Source organism: Cryocola sp. 340MFSha3.1 (assembly GCF_000383315.1).
Classification (GTDB): domain Bacteria; phylum Actinomycetota; class Actinomycetes; order Actinomycetales; family Microbacteriaceae; genus Leifsonia.
Map to the genome: position 1 here is coordinate 185,705 of NZ_KB911088.1, position 21,341 is coordinate 207,045.

Here is a 21,341-nt window from a genome sequence, read left to right on the forward strand (position 1 = left end):
GCGTGCGCACAACTCACGAATCGGAGGGACGGTTCCCAGAGCTGACGAGGACGCGCGTCCTCCTCACCGGGGCGACCGGCAACTGGGGCCGCGCCGCGCTCCGCGAGTTCCGGGAGCGCGGCGACCGAATGGTGGTCGTCGCGTTTGCGCTCGACACACCGCAGGACAGGGCGGTTCTCGACGAGTTCGCCGACATGGAGAACCTCGAGGTCTTCTGGGGCGATCTGCTCAACCCCGCTGATGTGCAGCGCGCCATCCGCGATGTCGACCTGATCCTGCACGTCGGCGCCGTCGTCTCGCCGCTCGCCGACCAGCACCCGGAGCTCGCGCAGCGCGTGAACATCGGCAGCATGCAGAACATCATCCGCGCGGTCGCGGCTCTGCCCGACCCTGAATCGGTCGGAGTCGTAGGCATCGGTTCGGTCGCCGAGACCGGCGACCGGACCCCGCCGATCCACTGGGGCCGGGTCGGCGACCCCATCCGCGTTTCGCAGTTCGACGAGTATGGGCAGACCAAGGTGGTCGCGGAGAAGCTGCTGGTCGAGTCGCGGCTGCCGAAGTGGGCGTGGCTGCGCCAGACCGGCATCTTCCACCCCGGGATGCTCGCCCTGCGTGACCCGATCATGACCCACTCCACCCTGGGTGGCGTCATGGAGTGGGCGACGGCCGAGGACTCGGCGCGCCTACTCGCCGGTATCGCCGAGCGCGACCTGCCCGGAGAATTCTGGGGCGGCATCTACAACATCGGCGGCGGCGAGGAGTGGAGGCTGACGAACTGGCAACTCCAGACATCGATCAGCGGCGCACTCGGCGTGAGCGACGCGCGCGGGTGGTACAACCGCAACTGGTTCGCCACCCGCAACTTCCACGGCCACTGGTACACCGACAGCGACCGGCTCAACGACCTCGTGCCGTTCCGGCGGGACACCTTCGAGCAGACGCTCGCGCGCGCCGTCGCGACGCTGCCTGACTCAGTCAGGTCGGCCGGCCGTGTTCCCGGGTGGATCGTGAAGAACCTCGTCATGCGCCCGCTCACGCGGAAACCCCGCGGGACGATGCACGCCATCGCTCACCACGACGAGGCGGCGATCCGCGCCCACTTCGGATCACTGGAGGAGTGGAAGGCCATCGGCGATTGGACGACGTTCACCGCCCCGGAGCCATCGCGTACTCCGTCGTATCTGGACCACGGCTTCGACGAGGACATTGCGCCCGGTGAGTGGGCTCGTGCCGACTACGTCCACGCCGCCGAGTTCCGCGGCGGGGAACTCGTCTCACCGGTCGTTCAGGACGGGCGTCCGCGCGAGCCGCTGATATGGAGCTGCGCGTTCGGCCACATCTTCGCGGCCAGTCCGTTCCTGATCCTGAGCGGCGGCCACTGGTGCCCCGAATGCACTCGCGACAGTGCCGGCTACGAGCGTCAGGCCGAGCGCAACCCGTTTCTCGCCCAGCTCTACTCCGCCTCAACGAGATCCGCTGGGTTCGCGCAGCCGTCGCAGTGAACCTCGGGGAGCCGTCGTCCTCCGCATCTGCCCCAACCGCTGACCTTCTAGGAAGTCCTTCATGACGATCGAAACATCGAGTCCGGAAGATGCTCGAACACCATCCGCAACCGAGTCGTGGGCTGGCGGCTACCTCGCCGTCGACGGTGAGCCGTTCCCGGTCATCGGAGCAGAGGTGCATAACTCGAGTTCGAGCAGCATCCCCGCCATTGAGGCCTCGTTCACGGCGGTACAGGGACTCGGCGCCAACACCGTGCTGGCACCGGTGGCGTGGGAGCTGCTCGAGCCGACGGAGGGCACGTTCGACTTCACGCTTCTCGACCGGATGATCGGCGCGGCGCGCGAGCGGGGCCTTCGGCTCATCCCGCTGTGGTTCGGATCGTGGAAGAACGCTGTCTCGACCTATGTGCCCGCGTGGGTCAAGACCGACCTGGAACGGTTCCCGCGAAGCGAACTGTCGGATGGGTCGAAGGTCGAGCAGGTCACGCCGTTCGGCGTGGCAGCGCGCGACGCCGACGCGCGCGCGTTCGCGGCGTTGCTGCGCCATATCCGCGAGGTGGACGCCGATAGGACCGTGATCGCCGTCCAGGTGGAGAACGAGATCGGACTGCTGGGCGACAGCCGGGATCGCGGGTTGCTCGCGGAGCGCGCATTCGCAGCGCCGGTGCCTGCTGCGGTCGTCGAGGCGATCGCCGGTGACGAGAACGCTCCGATCCATGCCGAATGGCGTGATGTGGGCGCTCGTCGGGAGGGTACCTGGGCGGAGCTCTTTCCTCCGGGTGACCGCGTGGACGAGGCCTTCATGGCCGCAGCCTTCGCTGCATACACCGAGGTCGTCGCCGCAGCGGGGACGGCAGAATACGACGTCCCCCTGTTCGTGAACGCCTGGCTGGACGCCGACAGCGTGCTCGATGGCCCGGTGGCGCTCGCGGGTGGGAAGCGACCGGGACAGTACCCGAGCGGCGGGCCGGTGATGCCGGTCGCCGCGATCTGGGAGGCGTTGGCGCCGTCATTGCACTTCCTCGCAGTGGACGCTTACGTGAAGGATGCCGAGCCCGTCTTCGCCGCGTACCGCTCCCGCCGCGACCGCCTGTTCGTGCCGGAACTGCGGGCCGACGCTGAGGGCGTGGCCCAGATGTTCTCCGCCGTCGGTGGGCACCGCGCGGTGGGGGTATCGCTCTTCGGCGTTGACGCCTACACGGCGGAGGACGCCGACGCCGCAGTGGTCAAGGACGGCTACGCCCTGCTCTCGGCGGCGGCGACCCTGATCCGACGGAACCCTGACGCCCGAATTCATGGATTCGTGCTGAACGACGAGAACCCCGCGGCGACTCTCGCATTCGATCGTTTCACCATCCAGGTGCACTCGCGCGACGAATGGGGGATGGTGACCCCGATCTATCCCGGGTATGGCATTGCCATCGAAGACGGCGACGGCGCGTACATCATCGGCCGGGGTTTCTGGATCACCCTCGAGCCGCGGAACGGTCGGAAGGTCTCTTTCCTCTCAGCGACCCATTACGATCACGCGGATGGCCAGTTGACCGTGGCTCGGCAGCTCAATGGCGACGAGACGGCCGGCGGCACGCTGATTCCATTCCCACCCCCCGGCTCCTCCCTGCTGCCCGGCCGCGCGATCCCCACGCGCATCCCCGAGGCCGCAGTGACCAGGATCAGTGCTTACGAATACTGAACGGGCGACGGGCGGCCGACAGAAGAACCCCACAACAGCGGCCGGTCGAGACAGTGCTCCGCGCATTCCAAACGCTGGAACCTCGACCTGGTGCTAGCGTCGCCCGCATGACTGTCACCTCCCTCCTGGACCTGCGTTTTGCGGCCGACCACCTTGAGGACGGGCCGTCCGCGCTGCTCGACATCCTCGCGGACACGCGCGCTTTCGACGGATGCCTCGGTGTGCACGTCGTCACGGACGTCACTGACCCCGCACACGTGGTGGCGGTCGAGCACTGGGAATCGCTCGAGCATGATGACGCCTACCGTGCCTGGCGCGCTGGCCCCGGCGCTTCGGGATTAGGTGACTACTTGGCCGCACCGCCAGTGCTGACACGGTTCACCGACGTCGTTTCGCTCTGATGCTCGGCTGAAGTCGCTCAGGCGCCCCCGTGTCAGGCCGGAGTTGCCAGCATGCGTCTGGCGTACTCGAGTCGCGCGTCGAGGGTCGCCTCGGGAAGCCGGTGGCTGAGCTGGAGCGTGGCGAGGCCGTGGACGGTCGCCCACGCGACCTCGGCACGCGCGCCGTCCGCGCCCGGGAACGCTTGCTGAATGGCGGCGAACGCGCGTTGAAGCGATGGGATGCTGTTGTCGGGACCGAACGTCAGCCCCGACGGCATCGTGAACATTGCTTCGTAGAGGTGCGGGTGGTCCAGGGCGAAATCGAGATAGGCCCGCAACCGGGCCATCGGTTCCGGTTCGACCGCCTCGAGAGCAGCGGCGATCGCATCGAACCCGGCGATCGCGACGGCATCGATGACGGCTTGACGGCCGTCGGGGAAAGCCGAGTACAGAACCGGCTGGGAGAGACCGATCTGCGCCGCAAGCCGGCGGATCGTGATGGCACCCCACCCTTCTGACTCCGCGATGGCGCTCGCCGCTTGGACGATCTGCTCGCGCCGGAGGTCGAGGTCGGGCGCTGGTCGAGGAGACATGCGTGAAGTCTACCAGCGTTAGCTATCTGCGCTAGAAAATGAATGCGACGTAGGCTAGCGTCGTTAGGGAACGGTGCTAGATATCACGTCCGAAAGGTTCCCCATGACAATCGCCGCCCTCATCGTGGCCATCCTCGGCTGCGCTTTCATCCTCTTCATCGGGGTTCGCTTCCTGCTGGCGCCCCAGGTCGCCCTCGCCGGTTTCGGCGTTCCGGAAGGGAGACCGCGCGCCCTGACCAGCATTAAGGGGGTGCGCGACATCACCTCGGGCGTCGTGCCCCTTGTGATCCTCGCGGTGGCCGGCCCGGCAGTCTTCGGCTGGGCACTCGTCGCCGCAGCGATCACCCCGATCGGCGACGCCGTCATCGTCGTCTCCAACGGGGGGACCGTCCGGCAGGCACTCAGCGTGCACGGTGCCACAGCGCTGGTGCTGGTCGTCGTCGGGCTCATCCTCGCCCTCGGCTAGCCGGCCCCAACGTCAGCCGAACCTCCAGCCGACGCGCCCCTTGCGGTCTGCCGAGTGCGAGCGGAGGGTGGGGATGTGATCCGGATCGGCTCGATCGTGTGGGGTGCCCGGGATGTGCCGCGAGCCGTGGAGTTCTGGTGTGCGGCGCTCGACTACAGGCCGATCCGGGAGCCTGACGACGATTGGGCGCTGCTGGGGCCGGCGGACGGTCGCGCAGACCGCGCGACGGGTCCCCAGCTCGCGATCAAGCAGGTCGGCAGCGACGCGAATCCGAGTCCGCGGCATCACCTCGACCTCTACGCGTCCGATCAGGCTGCGGAGGTTCAGCGGCTGATCGGGCTCGGTGCGCGGGAGGTCGACTGGGATTACGAGGACAATGCGGACTATGTGGTGCTGGCAGACCCTGACGGGAATCGCTTCTGCGTCGTCGACGCCGGCGAGAAGGCCCTGTGACGACGATCAGGGGCGCGCGGTGAGGTTGCCGACGGCCCATTCGCCGAGCTGATCGAGGATCGGGAGCAGACGGCTGCCGCTGTCGGTGAGGCCGTACGAGACGGTCACGGGCGGGCCGGGCGTGACCGTGCGCACGACGAGACCGGCTTCGGCCAGGTCTGCGAGGCGGTCGGAGAGCACGGCGTCACTGATTCCGGGCACGGCGTGACTCACTCCGCGGAAGGTGGAGGCGCCGCTGCCGAGAGCCGACACGATCATCCCGTTCCACCGCTTGCCGAGGACGGAGAACGCGAGGGTGACGGCAGCATCACAGCGGATGACATCGTGCTCGGGCGCGTCCATGTCCCAATTGTACGCATGCTACAGTTCGCATAGTCGCTATGTTTTTAAGAGCGACTATGACAACTGATGGGAGAAGCATGGAGCTGTACCGACTGGACGCCAGCATCACACCGGCCACCTCTGCGAGCCGTTCGCTCGCCGACCTGGTCGAATCCGAATGGCTGTCCACGCATCCCGATTCCCGGGTCGTCCGCCGCGACCTCGCCGCAGATCCGATCCCTGCGACGGCGTGGCCCGACGTCGTGACCTCGGGCGCCATCGCGGAGTCGGATCGCACGGATCGTCAGCGCGCAGCACACAGCCTCGCGACCCAGCTGGCCGACGAGCTGGTCAGCGCTGACGCACTGGTGTTCGCCGTTCCCCTCTACAACTACGGTGTCTCGCAGCATTTCAAGACCTGGTTCGACCTGGTGTACACGGATCCCCGGACCAACCCGACGGGCACGGCACTGCGTGGCAAGCCGGCCACTCTCGTCACCGTCCTGGGCGGCAACTACGCGCCCGGAACTCCCAAAGAGGGATGGGACCACTCCACCGCGTGGCTTCGTCGCGTCCTCGAGGACGTCTGGGGACTCGACCTCCGCGTCGTTCAGCGGCCCTTCACACTCGTCGGCGTCAACCCTGCGCTCGACGCGTTCGCCGACGTGGCGGCGGAGCTGAAGCAGGCCGCCGAAGAGGAAGCCGTGCACTCGGGCCGCCACATCGCACAGAGCGCCGGGGCCACGCTCGCCGGATAGAGCTCACCCGAACGAGATTCGAGAACGGCGGCTGATCATCGGCCGCCGTTCCCATTCGCCAGGACGTCGTCCTGAGGCTCGATCGCCCGCCGGACGGCGCTCACCGCATCCTGGATGATCCGTTCACGCGCAGCCGCATCCTCCCGCTCCGACTCGTACACGAACGCGGTCGCTCCTCGGCGGCTGCCGCAGTAGTCGATGATGCCGTGCTCGATCTGCGTTCGGAGGGCCTGCTCGTAGCCGTGGCGCTCGTACACTCCGGCGTCGTCGCCGGCGACCGGGATCAGGTGGATGGTGAGGCGGCAGAGATTGCGCCGGATGCCGTGCTCGGGGTCGATGGTGAACGCCCATCCGTTGACGAAGACGCGGTCGATCCATCCCTTCAGCTGGGCCGGCATCGACCACCAGTAGACGGGGAACACGAGGACCAGATGGTCCGCCCCATCCACTCTCCGCTGCTCCGCGGCCACGTCGGGCGTGACGTGTCCTCCCGTCAGATACGTGCGACGGTCGGCAACGGTGAAGCGAGGGTCGAAGCCCTCGGCGGCCAGATCGACGACCTCGACCGGTGACGGGTCCAACATGCTCGCGAGTCGGCGGGCGATCTGGTTGGTCAGAGAATCAGGCTCGGGATGTGCGGTGACGATGAGGGTCTTCACACTCCATCATCACCGGTTCGCCGCTCGGAATCGCCTCAGTCGCAGGCTGTTGGTGACGACGAAGACGCTGGAGAGCGCCATCGCGGCCCCGGCGAGAAGCGGGTTCAGGAGGCCGAGCATCGCGACCGGGATCGCGGCCACGTTGTATGCGAACGCCCAGAACAGGTTGCCCTTGATCGTGCCGAGCGTGCGGCGGGCGAGCCGGATGGCGTCGCCGACGGCGAGCAGATCTCCGCTCATCACCGTGATGTCGCCGGCGGCGATCGCCGCGTCGGTGCCGGTTCCCATGGCGATCCCCAGGTCGGCGGCTGCCAGTGCGGCGGCGTCGTTGACCCCGTCGCCGGCCATCGCGACGACATGACCATCCCGCTGCAGCTGCCGGATGGCATCCAGCTTTCCCTGCGGTGTGACACCGGAGCGCACATCCACGATTCCGACGCGTTCCGCCACCGCGTTCGCGGAGCCCGCGTTGTCGCCGGTCAGCAGCACCGGGGTCAGCCCGAGCCGGCGGAACTCGGCGATCGCCGCCGCGCTCGACTCCTTGATCGTGTCGCTGACGACCACGACGCCGCGCACCGCGCCGTCCCACGCGACCGCCACGGCGGTCTCGGCCTCGCCCTCCGCATCGCGGATCCGGTCGAGCAGCTCTCCGGGCAGATCGAGAGCCCACGCGTCCGCCAGCCAGGATGCCCGGCCGACGGTGACGTGGCGCCCTTCGACGGCGGCCTCCACGCCGAGGCCGTGCTCGGAACGGAACGACTCCGCCCCGAGCAGCGGGATCCGCCGGTCGCGCGCGCCCTCGACGATCGCCCGGGCGACGGGATGCTCCGAGCCGTCTTCGGCGGCGGCGGCGACTGCGAGGACGGTGCCCTCCTCTTCGCCCGCGGCCACGTACACGTCGGTGAGGCTCATCCGGCCGGTCGTGATGGTGCCGGTCTTGTCCAGCACGATGGTGTCGATGCGGCGGGTCTGCTCCAGCACCTGGGGACCGCGGATCAGCAGGCCGAGCTGCGCGCCGCGACCGGTCCCGACCAGCAGGGCGGTCGGGGTCGCCAGGCCCAGTGCGCACGGGCAGGCGATGATCAGGGTCGCGACCGCAGCGGTGAAGGCGGCCTCGACACCGGCGCCGAGCACCAGCCAGAGGGCGAGCGCGAGCAGAGCAAGGCCGATCACGACGGGGACGAAGATCGTGGCGACCCGATCGGCCAGCCGCTGTGCCTCCGCCTTTCCGGTCTGGGCCTCCTCCACCAGGCGGCCGAGACGAGCCAGTTCGGTATCCGCGCCGACCGCCGTCACCTCGACCACCAGACGTCCGCCGACATTCACCGTTGCGCCGGTGACGTGATCGGTGGGAGAGACCTCGACCGGGACGGACTCACCGGTGAGCATGCTCAGATCGATCGCGGAGGACCCCTCGACCACCCGGCCATCCGTCGCCACCTTCTCGCCCGGCCGGACCACGAAACGATCGCCGACCGTGAGGGATGAAACGGGCACCCGGGTCTCGACTCCTTCGGCGAGCAGGGACGCGTCCTTGGCGCCGAGCTCCAGCAAGGCACGAAGGGCCGCGCCGGACTTGCGCTTGGCGCGGGCCTCGACATAACGGCCCGCGAGGATGAAGACGGTGACGGCCGAGGCGACCTCCAGGTAGATCTCGCTCGCGCCGGAACCCGGTTCGGCGATCAACTGGAAGGTCATGTGCATGCCGGGTTGGCCGGCCATGCCGAAGAACAGCGCGTAGAGCGACCACCCGAAGGCGGCGATGACGCCGACACTGATCAGCGTGTCCATCGTCGCAGCGCCGTGGCGCGCGTTCACCCACGCGGCGCGGTGGAACGGCCACGCACCCCAGACCGCCACGGGTGCGGCGAGGGTCAGCGCCAGCCACTGCCAGTTCGTGAACTGCAGCGCCGGCACCATCGACAGCACGGCCACGGGCACGGTCAACGCGGTCGAGATGAGGAGGCGCCGCCGCAGCTCTTCCGTCTCCCGGTCGGCGGGGGATGCGGCCACTGTGTCCTCGACCTGAGGTGGTGCGGGGACGGCGGCGGTGTATCCGGCTGCTTCGACGGCGGCGATCAGAGTGGAGGTGTCCACGCCGTCGGCGGTGATCCGGGCTTTCTCAGTGGCGTAGTTGACGGTGGCCTCGACGCCCTCGATCCGGTTGAGCTTGCGCTCGATCCGGGTGGCGCAGGAGGCGCACGTCATCCCGCCGATCTCGAGTTCGACGGCTCCGCCGCTCATGCCGAGACCAGCGAGTATCCCGCCTCGTCGATCGCAGCGCGGACAGCGTCCGTGTCGAGAGGCGCGGCCGAGGAGACGGTGACCGTGGAGGTTCCGCCCGCGTTCAGATCGACACGGACGGCCTCGACGCCGTCGAGCGCTTCGAGCTCTTCGGTGACGCTGGCGACGCAGTGCGAGCAGGTCATCCCGGCGACCAGGTAGTCGACGGAGGAGGCCGAGGCGGCCGCCGTGGATGCGACAACCGCGTCCGCGTGTCCGTGCGCGTCCGCGCTACAGGTGCAGGCGCTGTTCTTGTCGGTGAGGCCGAGGTCGCCGTGCGTGGACGTGCTGCTGCGCATGATGGTGTCTCCTTCGATTCGTGGTCGGGGCCTTCTCGGCGCGGCCGGGTCGAGATACCCCCTATGGGTATAGGTTATACCCGGGTCGGGTACCGGACAAATTGCTTCTCTGCCAGGATCGAGGAGTGACTCATCGGAGCTCTCGTGTCCTGGCGGCCATCGGAATCGTCGCGCTCGCCCTTACCGCGACCACCGCGTGCACGACGGGTGCCGGCTCGCCCAAGCCGAGTGCGTCCGTCTCACAGCCCGCCACGAGCGCGAGCCCGAGCCGCAATCCTGACAGCGGGCAGGAGCCGGTAAAGGGAGCGGCCGAGAGTTTCTCGGCGTGGCTCGCGGCGTCGCGCGTCCCGGACGTCGGCACGGCCTGTGCGGGACTGGCGCCCCAGCTCGTGCAGCGCATGATCGCAGAGCTCAACGCGAACGCGGGAGTCAACGTGTCCGCGTGCGAGGAGATGATCGCGGCCACCGCCCAGCTGTACAAGGCGGCGGGACAGGATGCGAGCGTCGACATCGCCGTTCAGCACGAGACCGCCACCGACGCCACGCTGTTCGTCACCTACGGCGCCTCCGGAGACTGCGGAACCGTCGTGATGCACCGGCCCGGCATGGAGTGGATCATCACCGAGCAATCCCAGGAGTGCGCGCGCTGAGGGATCAGCCCCGCTGCCGATCGGCCAGCAGCCCGAGATCGCGCAGGCTCTCGGCCGTCTCGACGATCGTCTCGACGGCGGGGCGTGGCCGGAGGCCAAGCTCCCGCTTGGCGCGCTCATTGTGGATGACGAGAGGTGCGGGCTCGTCGCCGGGCTGCTCCTCGGTGGGCGCCTGGGCGGCGAGGTCGCCGAGACGCTCCCGCAGCACGTTCGCGACGTCGAGGAAGGTCATCGTCGGTCCATCCGCCAGCACCAGGTAGCGGTTGCCCGCGGCGCCCGGGGTGGACATGGCGGCGAGGTGGGCCGCCGAGACGTCCCGCACATCCGCCATCCCGAAGCGCTGCCGCGGAACCACCGTGATCGTGCCGTCGAGCATCCCGGTGAAGAAGGCGAGCGACGACCGCGCGGAGGAGGTCAGGGTCGGGCCGGCGATCCACGTCGGATTGACGGCGACCAGCTCGAGGTCGCGGCCCTCCCGCTCGACGAAGTCCCAGGCGGCGCGTTCGGCGACCGTCTTCGACAGCGGGTAGGCGGGGAGGCCGGCGGTGGAGGGGTCGGTCCAGTCGCTCTCGTCGTAGTCGCGGACCGGCTTCGGCGAGTACCCGACGGCGGCGAACGATGAGGTGAGCACGACGCGGCGCGCGCCGGCGTCCCGCGCGGCGCGCAGCACGCGCAACGCGCCATCACGGGCGGGGACGACGACCTCGTCGGGCACGGAGGACTGGATCATCGGCGACGCCGTGTGGTGCACCTCCTCGATACCGGCGAGAGCGTCGGCCCAGCCGTCGTCCTCGGTGAGCGAGGCGGCGACGAACGAGAGGGCACCGTCGTCCACTCCCGCACGGCGGACGGCGTCGCGGACCTCGTCCGCGCGGTCGAGCGAGCGGACGGTGGTGCGGACGGCGGCGCCGGATGCGAGCAGGTCGGCCAGCAGCCGTGTGGCGAGGTAGCCGGTGCCGCCGGTGACGAGGATGGTCGGAGCGGGGGATGTCATCGGAAGGTCTCCTCGAGTCGGGGAAGGATGGATTCGAGCTCGGCGTACGCCTGAGCCTCGGCAGCGGAGTCCGCCTGATCCCGCGCATCCCACAGGGCGGCCTTCACCCTCAGGTAGTCGAGGTGCACGCGGAGCGTCGCGATCTGCTCCTCGACGCGGTCGGCGTGCCGAAGCAGGATGTCGCGCTGCTCGGCCGCCGCCTCGCGTCCGCGCCGGCGGTTCGCCTGGTACGTGCGCATATCCTCGATCCCGACGCCCATGGCGCGCAGGCAGGCGAGCACCTGGGCGGCGTCGAGGTCGCCCTCGGCGTACCGCCGGTGTCCACTGCGCTCGTCGCGCGCGATCGGGCCGAGCAGGCCGACCTCTTCGTAGTACCGAAGGGTCGGCTCGCTCAGCCCGCTCTGACGGGAGACGTCCTGGATGGTCAACGTGGTCATGTCCCCATCAGAACAGACCTCAAGCGCTTGAAGTCAAGCGCTCCGTCACGACCGGGTCAGGCGGCCAGGTGCTGACGTGCGCCGAAGAGCGTCACCGGGGTCTGCTCGCCGTGGCCGACGCAGACGAAGAAGACGAACTCCGTCGCTGCAGGGACCGTGACGACGGCGGCGACGTTCTGCCACGGGTCGTCCGGCAGGTCCTGCAGGCGACCCATCTCGAGCGGGCGGCGCTCGATGTCGCGGGCGAGCCCCTGGACGGTGAAGAAGGCGTCGAGCCCGGCATCATTGGCCGGGTCGCCGAGCCAACCGACCAGCGGAGTGTCGGTGGCGTCGCTGACCGGCAGCGCGGTGAAGATCGCCGAGATCGTCTCCTCGAGCGGCGAGTCGACCGTCACGCTGTCCGCGCGGTTCGGGACCGGGCGCGAGGTGACGGCGATCCACTGCCCGCTGGTGAGCGTGGTCAGGCGTGTGAGAAGGCGGCTGGGAACGGTGGAGCTGATATTGCGCAACATGGAAGTTCGGGTACTTTCCGTTACGGCGCCTCGAACGGGCCGGCGTGATGTCGGGTCACACACGGTTTCGGGACGCGTTATGAAGGCGCTCGCGTGGGCCACCGGGTTGTCGGGTTGGGAGCCTCGTGCGTTCGCGGCCGGTGATTCGGGTTCACCGGTAGCCCAAAACTACTCCGATGTCCTCCATAGCGCGGACACCAAAACGGGGGTCATTTGTCCCCCTGTGAAAGCGCTCAGCTTCCGGCCATGCGGGGCTGGAAACGTGGTAGCCGGACGTCGAAACGGCAGCCGCCGACCGTGTTCCGCACGGAGACATCCCCGTCGTGCGCGGTGACGATGCCGTGCACGATCGCCAGGCCGAGCCCGGCCCCGCCGGACACGACTCCGCTGCGGGGCGATCGCGCCGCGCTGCCGCGCCAGCCGGCGTCGAAGACCTTCGGCAGGTGCTCCTCAGGGATGCCGCCGCCCTCATCCACGACGCTGAGGACGACGGACGAATGCGCTCCCTCCCGGACCGACACGTGGATGGCCGAACCGGCGGGCGAGTGCTCGATGGCGTTCACGAGCAGGTTGTGGATGACACGCGAGAGCTCCCGCGCATCTCCCCACACGGTGAGGTCGCCGTCCTGCGATTCGTTCAACGACACCGACCGGGTCGCCGCGAGGGGAGCGAGGTCGGCGACGGCGTCGCTGACGAGGTCGTACATCGACAGCGGTCCGAGGTCCAGCCGCAGGGCTCCGGACTGGATCTTGGACAGCTCGAACAGGTCGTCGACCATGTGACTGAGCGTGTCGGTCTGACTACGGAGCTGGCGGTAGTACCGCTCCGGATCGGCGGCGATGCCGTCCTCGAGCGCCTCCGCCATGGCCTGCATCGCGGCGAGGGGCGTACGCAGGTCGTGCGAGATCCGGGCGACGAGTTCTCGCCGGGATTCGTCGAGCATCCGCACCTCTTCGCGTGACTCCGCGAGGCGTCGGGAGACGTCGGCGAGTTCGCGCGAGAGGGCGCTGAACTCGCTGCTGTCCTGCCGTTCCGCGGGCACCACCTGGCCGTCGCCGACCGCCCGCGCGGCGACGCGGAGCGTGCGGCTGGTGCGCACCAGCCCCATCCCGAGCACAGCGGCTACACCCAGGCTCGCCACCGCGGCCACGCCGATGACCCAGGCGAGAACGACGAAGTCGTGCGACGAGATGTACATCGCCCGGGCGATGGCGACCGTGCCGCCGACGATCGACGCGACCGCCGCGAGCACGACGACGCCGAGCCGGATCAGGATGGAGGCGCGGCGCAGCAGATGCAGCACCATCACGGCGATGGCGGAGATCACGACGGCAACGATGAGGCTGGTGCCGACGATCACGGCGAGGTCTCCGAGGGCGATCATCCGGACACCCTCAGACGCTCATCCGGTAGCCCACCGCCCAGACGGTGGTCAGGTGACGCGGCTTGGTGGGGTCGTCCTCGATCTTCTCGCGCAGCCGGCGCACATGGACGGTGACCGTCGAGAGGTCGCCGAAGTCCCAGCGCCACACCTCTTTGAGCAGCTGCTCCCGGCTGAACACCTGATTCGGATGCTTGAGGAAGAACGCGAGGAGGTCGAACTCCCGGGCGGTCAGGGTGAGCTCGTTCTCCGCCTTGGCGACCGTACGGTTCGACGGATCGATGGAGAAGTCGCCGAGGCGGAACGGCGCCTCCGGGGTGAGCGCCCCGACGCTCCGGCGGAGGATGGACTGCGCGCGCAGCACCAGCTCGCGCGGCGAGAAGGGCTTGGCGAGGTAGTCGTCGGCCCCGGCCTCCAAACCCTGGATGCGGTCGTCGGTGGAGCCCAGGGCGGTGAGGAGGATGATCGGCACAGGCCGTCGGCTGCGAAGTCGACGAGCGACCTCGAGCCCGTCGATTCCGGGCAGCATGCGGTCGAGCACCACCAGATCCGGCGGCGTGCGCTCGGCGAGGTCGAGCGCGCGGAAGCCGTCGACGGCCTCGTCGACGATGAGGCCCGCGGAGCGGAGATAGCCGCTGGCGACCTCCCGCACGGTGGGGTCGTCCTCCACCACGAGCACGCGGCGGTCGCGCAGGTCGCGCGCCGCGGCTTCCGACAGCGGGGTGGTCATGCGCTCAGCATAGGTCGGTGGGCTGCGGGTCGGGACGGGTCACGGGGACACCGGCCTGACCGTCCGTGTTTCGTAAGATTCTGACCGGCCGGGCGGAGGCGGCGCTGCATAGCGTCGAATCGTGATCGAACCCATCGACGTCGTGTTCCCGTGCCTGAACGAGGAGGAGGCCCTGCCGGCCCTGCTGGCGGCGCTGCCTCCGCGCTACCGCGCCATCGTGGTCGACAACGGGTCGACGGATGCCACCGCCGAGGTCGCGCGCCGGGGCGGAGCGCGCGTCGTGGACGAGCCGCGGCGCGGCTACGGCGCCGCGGTGAAGGCCGGCCTCGAAGCGGCCACCTCCGAACTGGTGGTGGTGTGCGACGGCGACGGAACCATCGACCCTCGTCAGTTCGACGCTGTGGTCCGGCCGGTCGACTCCGGTGCGGCCGATCTGACGATCGGGCACCGGCGGGCGACGAGCCGCTCGGCCTGGCCGTTCGCCGCCCGCGTCGCGAACCGGGTGCTCGCACGGCTGATCCGCTCGCGCACCGGCGTTCCCCTCTACGATCTCGGCCCTGTGCGGGCGGCTTACCGGGTGCCCCTGCTGGAACTGGGCGTCACGGATCGGCGCAGCGGCTACCCGGTGGAACTGGTGCTGCGCGCGCACCGGCAGGGATGGCGTCTTCAGCAGGTCACCGTGGACTACCTCCCACGCGTCGGGAGATCCAAGGTGACCGGCTCGGTCCGCGGCTACCTGACGGCGGTGCGGGATGTGCGTCGGCAGCTGGCGGAGTCGGCGCGATGACCGCCGTCGCCGTTATCGCGAAAGAATGCGTGCCGGGCAGGGTGAAGACCCGGCTGCAGCCCGAATTCTCGGCTGAGGAGGCGGCGTCCATCGCCGCCGCTGCCCTGGCCGACACCCTCGAGGTCGCCGCGGGGCTGCCGGCCGCTCGCCGCATCCTGTACTTCGACGGCGACGCCCTGCCGCCGGGGGCTGCCGGGTGGGAGGTGATCCCGCAGTCCGGCGGCGGGCTCGACGAGCGCATCGCCGCGCTGTTCGACACGATCGACGAACCGCTACTGCTGCTCGGGATGGACACGCCGCACGTCGAGCCGGCGATCCTCGGCGGGGTGTTCGCCGACGACCCCGAGGTCGATGCCTGGTTCGGCCCGGCGACCGACGGCGGCTTCTGGGCTCTGGCGATGCGGAGGCCGGACGGCGTTCTGATCCGCGGCGTGCCGATGTCGACGGACCGGACGGGAGCCCACCAGTTCGAGCGGCTGCGCGCCGCCGGGTTGCGCGTCCGGCTGCTGCCACCGCTCACCGACATCGACACCGCGGCGGACGTGCCGATCGCCGCACGACGGTCGCCGGCGGTCGCGCGGGTGCTGACTGCTCTGCGCCCGAGCGGGGTGAATGCGTGAGCGCGGCCCTGGAACCGGCGACCGAGCTCCCGTCGGCCTGGGAGACTCCGGCCGACTTCGGCGGGGGCGGCGCCGAACCCTACGATCTCGCCCTCCGTGCGGGCGGCGGATTCCTGACCGTCGTCAGCGACGGTGCCGACGATGACGCGGCACCCCTGGACGTCTCCGCCTACCTCGCGCCCGCGACCGCAGCGGAACGCCGAGTGCTCGCCCTCACGTCCGGGCCCGTACTCGACGTCGGATGCGGGCCCGCCCGGATGGTCCGGGCGGCCATCGAGTCGGGCAGACTCGCGCTGGGGGTCGACATCTCGGCGGTGGCGGTCGGGCACGCACGGGCCAGGGGGCTGCCGGTGCTGCGCCGATCCGTCTTCGAGACGCTCCCGGCGGAGGGGACCTGGGGAGCGGTCCTGCTCCTGGACGGGAACATCGGCATCGGAGGGGACCCCGCCGCTCTGCTTGCCCGCGCTTCCGAGCTGCTGCGCCCCGGCGGGCGGATGCTCGTGGAGACCCACGCGGACGGGGACCGCAGCGCGCGCTTCGCGGCGCAGCTCGTGCATCCCGTCGGCGCCCGAAGCGGGTGGTTCCCGTGGGCCGAGGTGGGGGAGCGAGCCGCCACCCGCCTGCTCGACCGGCTCGACATGCAGACCGCGACCGTCAGGAGCGGCGGCCGGACCTTCGTGCTCGCCGCACGATGACGCCCGAGGCGATGACGACGACGAGCACGATCGCGATCCACAGCACGGCGAGCCGGAGGCCGTAGTCGCCGGGCAGCACGGTCGCGTTACGCGGCCCTCGAGCCTGGGCGATCAGTTCGGGCACGACCATCGCGGTGAGCAGGGCGCCGACCGCGAAGCCGGCCTCGACGACCGCCACCACGGCCGTCGGCAGACGGCGGGACGCGCGCCGAAGCAGGAGATCGACCACCGTGACGACCGGAACCAGCACCGCGTCGTGCAGCACCACGACGGCGGCGAGCCACAGCACCAGTCCGGCGATCTGGACGGGCTGCAGATCCAGGACGAGGAACACCCCGCCGACACTGATCAGGGCCGCTCCCAGCGCGCCGATGGCCACCCGCGTCCGCATCATCCCGGCATCGCCTCGATCGAACTCAGCCATTTGGTCTGCAGGACGCCAGGACGGCCCGGCGCGATCACCCGCGCCGGGTAGCCGTGGTCGAGATCGAGGGTCCGCCCGTTCAGCGACAGGGCCACGAGCGTGCTCGGGTCCTCGGCGAACTCGGGCCCCATCGTCGTCATGCGGTAGGCGCCGCGCGGTTGCAGGCTGGTGACCAGGACGGTGGACGCGGCGGGCGCGCCGACAAGCGCGAGCAGGTCGCGCATCCGCACCCCCTCCCACTGCGCCGTCGTGCTCCAGCCCTCGACGCAGGCGATCGGCAGGGTGGCGCGCGCCTGCGGGAGGCCGCTGAGCCGGGCGCGGTCGAGCACCTCGGTGCGGTCGCCGTGACGGACGGTCAGGGTCCAGTCCGCGGCTTGGGCCGCATCCACCACTCCCGCTGCCTTCGCCGTGGTGTTCACGGGCACCTGCTGCGGGCCGTAACCCTGGACGCGCGGTGCGAAGGCGTTCAGCGGCGCCAGCCATCCGAACGACTGACCGGCGGTGAGGCCGACCGCCGCGATGCCGGTGGCGGCGATCGTGCCGAGAAGCGCGCGGCGCGTGACCATCTGCGGCTCAGTCATCGGTGACGCTCCGGTCGGTCGCTGTGCTGCGGCGGCGCCAGAAGCGGACGATCGTCGGCAGCTTCACGCCGATATGGATCGCCAGCGAACCGACGATCACCCAGGCCAGGGCGTAATGCGTCTGCCGGAACGGGAACGGCCACGGGTACCACTGGTACGTGTTGACCAGCCCGATCGCCGGCTCGAGCAGGGCGCTCGAGACCAGCAGCGCGATGGATGCGCGCTCCAGCAGCTCCCGCGCCGACCGCGCCGGCGGCCACAGGAACAACCGCGGGTAGACGGTCCACAGCTTGCCGAGCAGGAGCGGGAAGATCGCGATGCCGACGGAGACGTGAAGGCCCTGGGTGAAGGCGTAGACGCCCGGCCAGGTCGGGAACCGCATCCCCGGCAGGGGCTCCTGCAGCAGGTGGCTGTAGAGGCCGGTGAGGAAGCAGACCAGGAACGCGGTGGCGAGGAGGCGGCCGATCACGACCGTCGTCCGCGCGCTGCGGGCGGGTGCGGCGAGCACGCCGCGGGCGCCGGCCATCCGCTCGGCGAGGGCGCTCGAGACACGTTCGGTGACGGACATGGTCCGATTCTGATCGGAGGCCCGAGGCCGCACGCCCGGCAAATATTACGATCCCCGAACGGGACGCCCGATCGCGCTGTGCGGCACCGCCGGGCCGGTCACACTCGACAACGTGAAGATCGCCATCGTCTCCGTGCTGCTCGCTGCCCTGGCGGCCGTCACCGCGCTGTCGACGGCGACCCTCGGCGGGTTCGCGCCCGGGGCGAAGGTCGCGTTGGGTGTGGCGGCGGGGGCGGCTTGGCTGCTTGCGGCGGCGGCGTTCCTCGTGCTCCTCCGCATCCGGGGACGCGCGGCGCTCGTGCTCGTGCTCGCCGGGTCGGCGGCGCTCGGCTGCGCGGCGCTGGCCGGGCCGCCCAACCTCAGCACCGACTCCGCACGCTACGCCTGGGACGGCATCGTGCAGGATGCGGGGCTCTCCCCCTACGCGCATGTGCCGGCCGCCGATGCGCTCGACCGGTACCGCGTCGCGTGGCTGTTCCCTGAGCCTGTGCGGGGAACGGACGGCGCGCTGCACTGCGAGGGGCTCCGCATCCAGCAGACGACGTCGGTGCCGGACGGCGACGTGCTCTGCACCGCGCTCAACCGGCCGCAGGTGCCGACGATCTACCCGCCCGCGGCGGAGGCGTACTTCGCGGCTGTGCGCTCGGTGGTACCGGTCGGCGCCAAGTACGCGCCGCTTCAGGTGGGCGGGTTGCTGCTCAGCCTCGGAACGACGGTGCTGCTGATGTGGGGGATGCGCGCTCGCGGCCTCGATGCCCGCTGGGCCGCCCTGTGGGGCTGGTCGCCGTTCGTCGCTTCGGAGGCCGTGACCAACTCGCACGTGGATGCGCTCGGCGTGCTCTTCATCGTCGCCGCGACCTTCGCCGCGACATCGGCCGTCTCGCCGGCCCACTGGTCGGCTCGGCGCCTCGGCCCGGACGGGAGTCGACGTCGTGCGGCGCTCGCCGGGGTGTTGATCGGGCTGGCCGCCGCGGCCAAGTTCGTCCCGGCGATTGCTGCGCCGGCTCTCGCGCGCCGCCGACCGATCACCACGGCGCTGGCTGCCGCGGCAACCTTCGCCGTCAGCTACATCCCCTACGTCGCCGTCACGGGCTGGGCGGTCATCGGGTACCTCCCCGGCTACTTGGACGAGGAGGGTTACGACAGCGGCTCGCGGTTCGCGCTGCTGTCTCCGTTCCTTCCGGGCCTGTGGGCGACGGGTGCGGCGGCGCTGCTCATCCTGGCCGCGCTGTTCCTCGCCTGGCGTATGTCGGATCCCCGTGCGCCGTGGCATGCGCAAACGGTGTCCGTCGGCGTTGTGCTGCTGATCACGAGCCCGAGCTACCCCTGGTACGCGCTCGTGCTCATCCCGTTCATCGCCCTGAGCAAGCGGTGGGAGTGGCTGGTCGTACCGATCGCGCTGACCCTGCGGACCCTGGTGCCGGGTCATCCGCTCGGGACGCTCGTGGTGGCGGCGGCCGCAGCGGTGGTCGCGACGGCCACCGTGGTGCGCTGGCGCCGTGCTCGCGCCGAGCGTCGCATCCCCAACCCCGCGCGTACGACCCGGACCGAGATCTCGAACCCCGCCGAACGCGCGCCCGCATCGACCGCCCCTGCCCGAGAGGAGACATCATGACCGAAGCCGACATCGCCGTGATCGGAGGCTCCGGCCTCTACCGGCTGTTCGACGCCGACGCCGACGTGGAGACCGTCGTCGTGGAGACCCCGTACGGGCCGCCGTCCGGACCGGTCCGCATCGGCGAGGCCGCCGGACGCCGTGTCGCGTTCTTGGCGCGGCACGGCGAGGACCACGCGCTCGCGCCCCACCGCATCCCCTACCGTGCGAACATCTGGGCACTGGCCGTGCTCGGCGTCCGCGCGGTCGTCACCTCGTCCGCGGTGGGCGGGCTGTCCGACCGCGCGCGACCCGGCCTGTTCGTCGTCCCGGACCAGCTGATCGACCGGACGGCGGGGCGTCCCGACTCGTTCTTCGATCAGGATGACGTGCAGCACCTCGCGGCGGCCGACCCGTTCGACCCGGTCCTCAGGGCGGCGGCGGTGAATGCGCTCGCGAGTCTCGGCGAGGACGCGATCCCGGAGGGGACCTCGGTCGTCATCCAGGGCCCGCGCTTCTCGACACGGGCGGAGTCCGCGTGGTTCCGGGCGGCGGGCGCCGACATCGTGAACATGACGCAGTATCCCGAAGCCGTGCTCGCGGCGGAGCTCGGCCTGGGCCTCGTCACCATCGCGTTCGTCACCGACACGGATGCGGGCACCGCCGCCGGGGAGACCGCCGACGCGGCGGATGCCGCCCTGGTGCTCGAGCGGATGGCGCAGGCGGAGCCGCGCATCCGAGCCGCGATCGCGGCGACCATCGGCGCGGTGCCCGACGAATACCGGCCACGCGCCCTCATCCCCGCGGAGGCGATCCGCCGCGTGCTGTCGGCGCCGGTGGCGGTCGGAGGCGCCCGGTGACGCACCTGCTCGTGACGGGAGGGCTGGGGTTCATCGGGTCGCACGTGGTGGAGTCCGCGCTCGCTCGCGGCTGGCGGGTGACCGTCGTCGACTCCCTGCGACCGGACGTGCACGCGAGCGCCGACATCCCCGACTGGTTCCTCGCCCTGCGCGGCGACACGGACCTGCTCGTGTGCGACGCCGGCGCGATTCCGCCGACACTGCTGCGCTCGGTGGATGCCGTGTGCCACCAGGCGGCGAAGGTGGGGCTCGGCGTGGACTTCGCCGACGCCCCGGACTACGTCGACTCCAACGTCGGCGTCACGGCGCGGCTGCTCGCGTCGACGGCCGAGGCGGGGACGACCCGGCTCGTGCTGGCGTCCTCGATGGTCGTCTACGGCGAGGGGCTGTACCAGGACGGGGACCGCGTGGTTCAGCCGCCCGCGCGAGCGGTCGACGACCTCCGTGCCGGCCGGTTCGATCCGCTGGACCGGGCCGGGCGGGCGCTGCGGCCCGTGCTGATCGGCGAAGACCACCCGACGGAGCCCCGCAACGTGTATGCGCTGAGCAAGCTGGCCCAGGAGCACCTCGTCCGCTCCTGGGCTCGGTCGACCGGCGGGCGTGCTGTCGCCCTGCGCTATCACAACGTGTTCGGCGCGCGGATGCCGATCGGCACGCCGTACGCGGGGGTCGCCTCCCTGTTCCGCTCGCGGCTGGAGGAGGGCCGTGCGCCGGTGGTCTTCGAGGACGGTCGCCAGCGCCGCGACTTCGTGGACGCGCGTGATGTGGCCGAGGCGAACATCCGTGCTGTCGAAGCTCTGGCCGGGCGACCGGACGGCGATGTGCGCGCCTACAACGTCGGCAGCGGCGTGGTCCGCACGATCGGGGAGTTCGCCCGGGCGCTGGCGGAGGCGATGGCGGGCCCGGCTCCCGTCGTGACCGGTGAGTTCCGGCTCGAGGATGTGCGCCACATCACGGCGTCGTCCGACCGCATCGCCGCAGAGCTCGGCTGGCGCGCGCGGCAGCCGTGGCGGGATGCGGTGCGAGCGTTCGCCTCGGCGTCGATGCGGCCACGCGCCGGGGCTTCCGTCTGAGTGCGGGTCCGCGTCTTGACGTGTCGT

The 21,341-nt window shown here is 70.4% G+C and carries 26 protein-coding genes; 13 read left to right on the forward strand and 13 right to left on the reverse strand.

Annotated elements, in window-relative coordinates; translation table 11 throughout:
• Positions 1-2 precede the first annotated feature (2 nt).
• The 3 genes from H284_RS0111870 (at position 3) to H284_RS0111880 (ending at position 3,596) form a co-directional block, all read left to right on the forward strand.
• On the forward strand, positions 3-1,502 hold the full coding sequence (locus H284_RS0111870) for an NAD-dependent epimerase/dehydratase family protein (protein WP_020076400.1): 1,500 nt from the start codon (positions 3-5) through the stop codon (positions 1,500-1,502).
• 61 nt (positions 1,503-1,563) lie between these two features.
• Positions 1,564-3,195, forward strand: a complete 1,632-nt coding sequence (locus tag H284_RS0111875) for a DUF5597 domain-containing protein (protein WP_020076401.1) — start codon at positions 1,564-1,566, stop codon at positions 3,193-3,195.
• A 107-nt stretch (positions 3,196-3,302) separates the two neighbouring features.
• Positions 3,303-3,596: a putative quinol monooxygenase gene (locus H284_RS0111880; protein WP_020076402.1), complete on the forward strand. Its 294-nt coding sequence runs from the start codon at positions 3,303-3,305 to the stop codon at positions 3,594-3,596.
• 32 nt (positions 3,597-3,628) lie between these two features.
• On the opposite strand, the gene H284_RS0111885 is transcribed toward H284_RS0111880, so the two are convergent.
• Entirely contained in the window at positions 3,629-4,168 is a 540-nt protein-coding gene (locus H284_RS0111885) for a TetR/AcrR family transcriptional regulator (RefSeq protein WP_020076403.1), read from the reverse strand.
• Positions 4,169-4,271: 103 nt separating this feature from the next.
• Between H284_RS0111885 and H284_RS0111890 the strand changes: the two genes are divergently transcribed.
• Both H284_RS0111890 and H284_RS0111895 read left to right on the forward strand, forming a co-directional pair.
• Positions 4,272-4,634, forward strand: a complete 363-nt coding sequence (locus H284_RS0111890) for a DUF4267 domain-containing protein (protein ID WP_020076404.1) — start codon at positions 4,272-4,274, stop codon at positions 4,632-4,634.
• 75 nt (positions 4,635-4,709) lie between these two features.
• Positions 4,710-5,087, forward strand: coding sequence for a VOC family protein (locus H284_RS0111895; protein ID WP_020076405.1), 378 nt, complete (start codon positions 4,710-4,712; stop codon positions 5,085-5,087).
• Positions 5,088-5,093: 6 nt separating this feature from the next.
• Here the strand turns inward: H284_RS0111895 and H284_RS0111900 are convergent, their stop codons facing one another.
• Positions 5,094-5,429, reverse strand: coding sequence for a winged helix-turn-helix transcriptional regulator (locus tag H284_RS0111900; RefSeq protein ID WP_018192582.1), 336 nt, complete (start codon positions 5,427-5,429; stop codon positions 5,094-5,096).
• A gap of 77 nt (positions 5,430-5,506) precedes the next feature.
• Here H284_RS0111900 and H284_RS0111905 point away from each other — a divergent pair, with 77 nt between their 5' ends.
• Complete coding sequence (locus tag H284_RS0111905) at positions 5,507-6,166, forward strand: FMN-dependent NADH-azoreductase (protein ID WP_020076406.1); 660 nt, start codon at positions 5,507-5,509, stop codon at positions 6,164-6,166.
• Positions 6,167-6,201: 35 nt separating this feature from the next.
• Here the strand turns inward: H284_RS0111905 and H284_RS0111910 are convergent, their stop codons facing one another.
• The 3 genes from H284_RS0111910 to H284_RS0111920 are packed head-to-tail and all read right to left on the reverse strand — an operon-like array spanning position 6,202 to position 9,407.
• On the reverse strand, positions 6,202-6,825 hold the full coding sequence (locus tag H284_RS0111910) for an NAD(P)H-dependent oxidoreductase (protein ID WP_020076407.1): 624 nt from the start codon (positions 6,823-6,825) through the stop codon (positions 6,202-6,204).
• A 9-nt stretch (positions 6,826-6,834) separates the two neighbouring features.
• Positions 6,835-9,069 carry a heavy metal translocating P-type ATPase gene (locus H284_RS0111915; protein WP_020076408.1) on the reverse strand — a complete coding sequence of 745 codons (2,235 nt, stop codon included), beginning with the start codon at positions 9,067-9,069 and terminating at the stop codon, positions 6,835-6,837.
• Positions 9,066-9,407 (reverse strand): heavy-metal-associated domain-containing protein, encoded by a 342-nt coding sequence (locus tag H284_RS0111920; RefSeq protein ID WP_018192578.1) that lies wholly within the window; start codon positions 9,405-9,407, stop codon positions 9,066-9,068. Before H284_RS0111920 ends, H284_RS0111915 begins: the two co-directional genes overlap by 4 nt.
• Before the next feature lie 125 nt (positions 9,408-9,532).
• Here H284_RS0111920 and H284_RS0111925 point away from each other — a divergent pair, with 125 nt between their 5' ends.
• Positions 9,533-10,057: a hypothetical protein gene (locus H284_RS0111925; protein WP_020076409.1), complete on the forward strand. Its 525-nt coding sequence runs from the start codon at positions 9,533-9,535 to the stop codon at positions 10,055-10,057.
• Between the two features lie 4 nt (positions 10,058-10,061).
• On the opposite strand, the gene H284_RS0111930 is transcribed toward H284_RS0111925, so the two are convergent.
• From H284_RS0111930 to H284_RS0111950, 5 genes are all read right to left on the reverse strand, one after another.
• Positions 10,062-11,051 (reverse strand): NAD-dependent epimerase/dehydratase family protein, encoded by a 990-nt coding sequence (locus tag H284_RS0111930; protein WP_020076410.1) that lies wholly within the window; start codon positions 11,049-11,051, stop codon positions 10,062-10,064.
• The gene (locus H284_RS0111935; protein ID WP_020076411.1) at positions 11,048-11,488 is read right to left on the reverse strand and encodes a MerR family transcriptional regulator; all 441 of its coding nucleotides are present in this window, start codon (positions 11,486-11,488) and stop codon (positions 11,048-11,050) included. The genes H284_RS0111930 and H284_RS0111935 overlap by 4 nt, the downstream gene beginning before the upstream one ends.
• 56 nt (positions 11,489-11,544) lie before the next feature.
• On the reverse strand, positions 11,545-12,000 hold the full coding sequence (locus tag H284_RS0111940; protein ID WP_020076412.1) for a hypothetical protein: 456 nt from the start codon (positions 11,998-12,000) through the stop codon (positions 11,545-11,547).
• Between the two features lie 233 nt (positions 12,001-12,233).
• Positions 12,234-13,385, reverse strand: coding sequence for a sensor histidine kinase (locus H284_RS0111945; RefSeq protein WP_020076413.1), 1,152 nt, complete (start codon positions 13,383-13,385; stop codon positions 12,234-12,236).
• A gap of 10 nt (positions 13,386-13,395) precedes the next feature.
• On the reverse strand, positions 13,396-14,112 hold the full coding sequence (locus H284_RS0111950; protein WP_020076414.1) for a response regulator transcription factor: 717 nt from the start codon (positions 14,110-14,112) through the stop codon (positions 13,396-13,398).
• A gap of 121 nt (positions 14,113-14,233) precedes the next feature.
• On the opposite strand from H284_RS0111950, the gene H284_RS0111955 reads away from it, so the two are divergent.
• Genes H284_RS0111955 through H284_RS0111965 form a run of 3 tightly spaced genes read left to right on the forward strand, consistent with a single transcriptional unit; the run spans position 14,234 to position 16,214 of the window.
• Positions 14,234-14,899: a glycosyltransferase family 2 protein gene (locus H284_RS0111955; protein WP_020076415.1), complete on the forward strand. Its 666-nt coding sequence runs from the start codon at positions 14,234-14,236 to the stop codon at positions 14,897-14,899.
• Between the two features lie 41 nt (positions 14,900-14,940).
• Positions 14,941-15,519 (forward strand): TIGR04282 family arsenosugar biosynthesis glycosyltransferase, encoded by a 579-nt coding sequence (locus H284_RS20185; protein WP_020076416.1) that lies wholly within the window; start codon positions 14,941-14,943, stop codon positions 15,517-15,519.
• Positions 15,516-16,214 (forward strand): methyltransferase domain-containing protein, encoded by a 699-nt coding sequence (locus H284_RS0111965; RefSeq protein WP_020076417.1) that lies wholly within the window; start codon positions 15,516-15,518, stop codon positions 16,212-16,214. Before H284_RS20185 ends, H284_RS0111965 begins: the two co-directional genes overlap by 4 nt.
• Here H284_RS0111965 and H284_RS0111970 read toward each other — a convergent pair.
• From H284_RS0111970 to H284_RS21200, 3 genes are read right to left on the reverse strand one after another with little or no spacing between them, the layout of a single operon-like run.
• Entirely contained in the window at positions 16,174-16,608 is a 435-nt protein-coding gene (locus H284_RS0111970) for a hypothetical protein (RefSeq protein WP_020076418.1), read from the reverse strand. The genes H284_RS0111965 and H284_RS0111970 overlap by 41 nt on opposite strands.
• Positions 16,605-17,219, reverse strand: a complete 615-nt coding sequence (locus H284_RS21195) for a molybdopterin-dependent oxidoreductase (RefSeq protein ID WP_231371192.1) — start codon at positions 17,217-17,219, stop codon at positions 16,605-16,607. Before H284_RS21195 ends, H284_RS0111970 begins: the two co-directional genes overlap by 4 nt.
• Entirely contained in the window at positions 17,212-17,787 is a 576-nt protein-coding gene (locus H284_RS21200; protein WP_231371194.1) for a hypothetical protein, read from the reverse strand. The genes H284_RS21195 and H284_RS21200 overlap by 8 nt, the downstream gene beginning before the upstream one ends.
• Positions 17,788-17,899: 112 nt before the next feature.
• On the opposite strand from H284_RS21200, the gene H284_RS0111985 reads away from it, so the two are divergent.
• Genes H284_RS0111985 through H284_RS0111995 form a run of 3 tightly spaced genes read left to right on the forward strand, consistent with a single transcriptional unit; the run spans position 17,900 to position 21,314 of the window.
• The gene (locus H284_RS0111985; protein WP_020076419.1) at positions 17,900-19,402 is read left to right on the forward strand and encodes a glycosyltransferase 87 family protein; all 1,503 of its coding nucleotides are present in this window, start codon (positions 17,900-17,902) and stop codon (positions 19,400-19,402) included.
• Positions 19,399-20,241, forward strand: a complete 843-nt coding sequence (locus tag H284_RS0111990; protein ID WP_020076420.1) for an MTAP family purine nucleoside phosphorylase — start codon at positions 19,399-19,401, stop codon at positions 20,239-20,241. The genes H284_RS0111985 and H284_RS0111990 overlap by 4 nt, the downstream gene beginning before the upstream one ends.
• The gene (locus H284_RS0111995; RefSeq protein WP_020076421.1) at positions 20,238-21,314 is read left to right on the forward strand and encodes an NAD-dependent epimerase/dehydratase family protein; all 1,077 of its coding nucleotides are present in this window, start codon (positions 20,238-20,240) and stop codon (positions 21,312-21,314) included. The genes H284_RS0111990 and H284_RS0111995 overlap by 4 nt, the downstream gene beginning before the upstream one ends.
• The last annotated feature ends 27 nt before the right edge of the window (positions 21,315-21,341 follow it).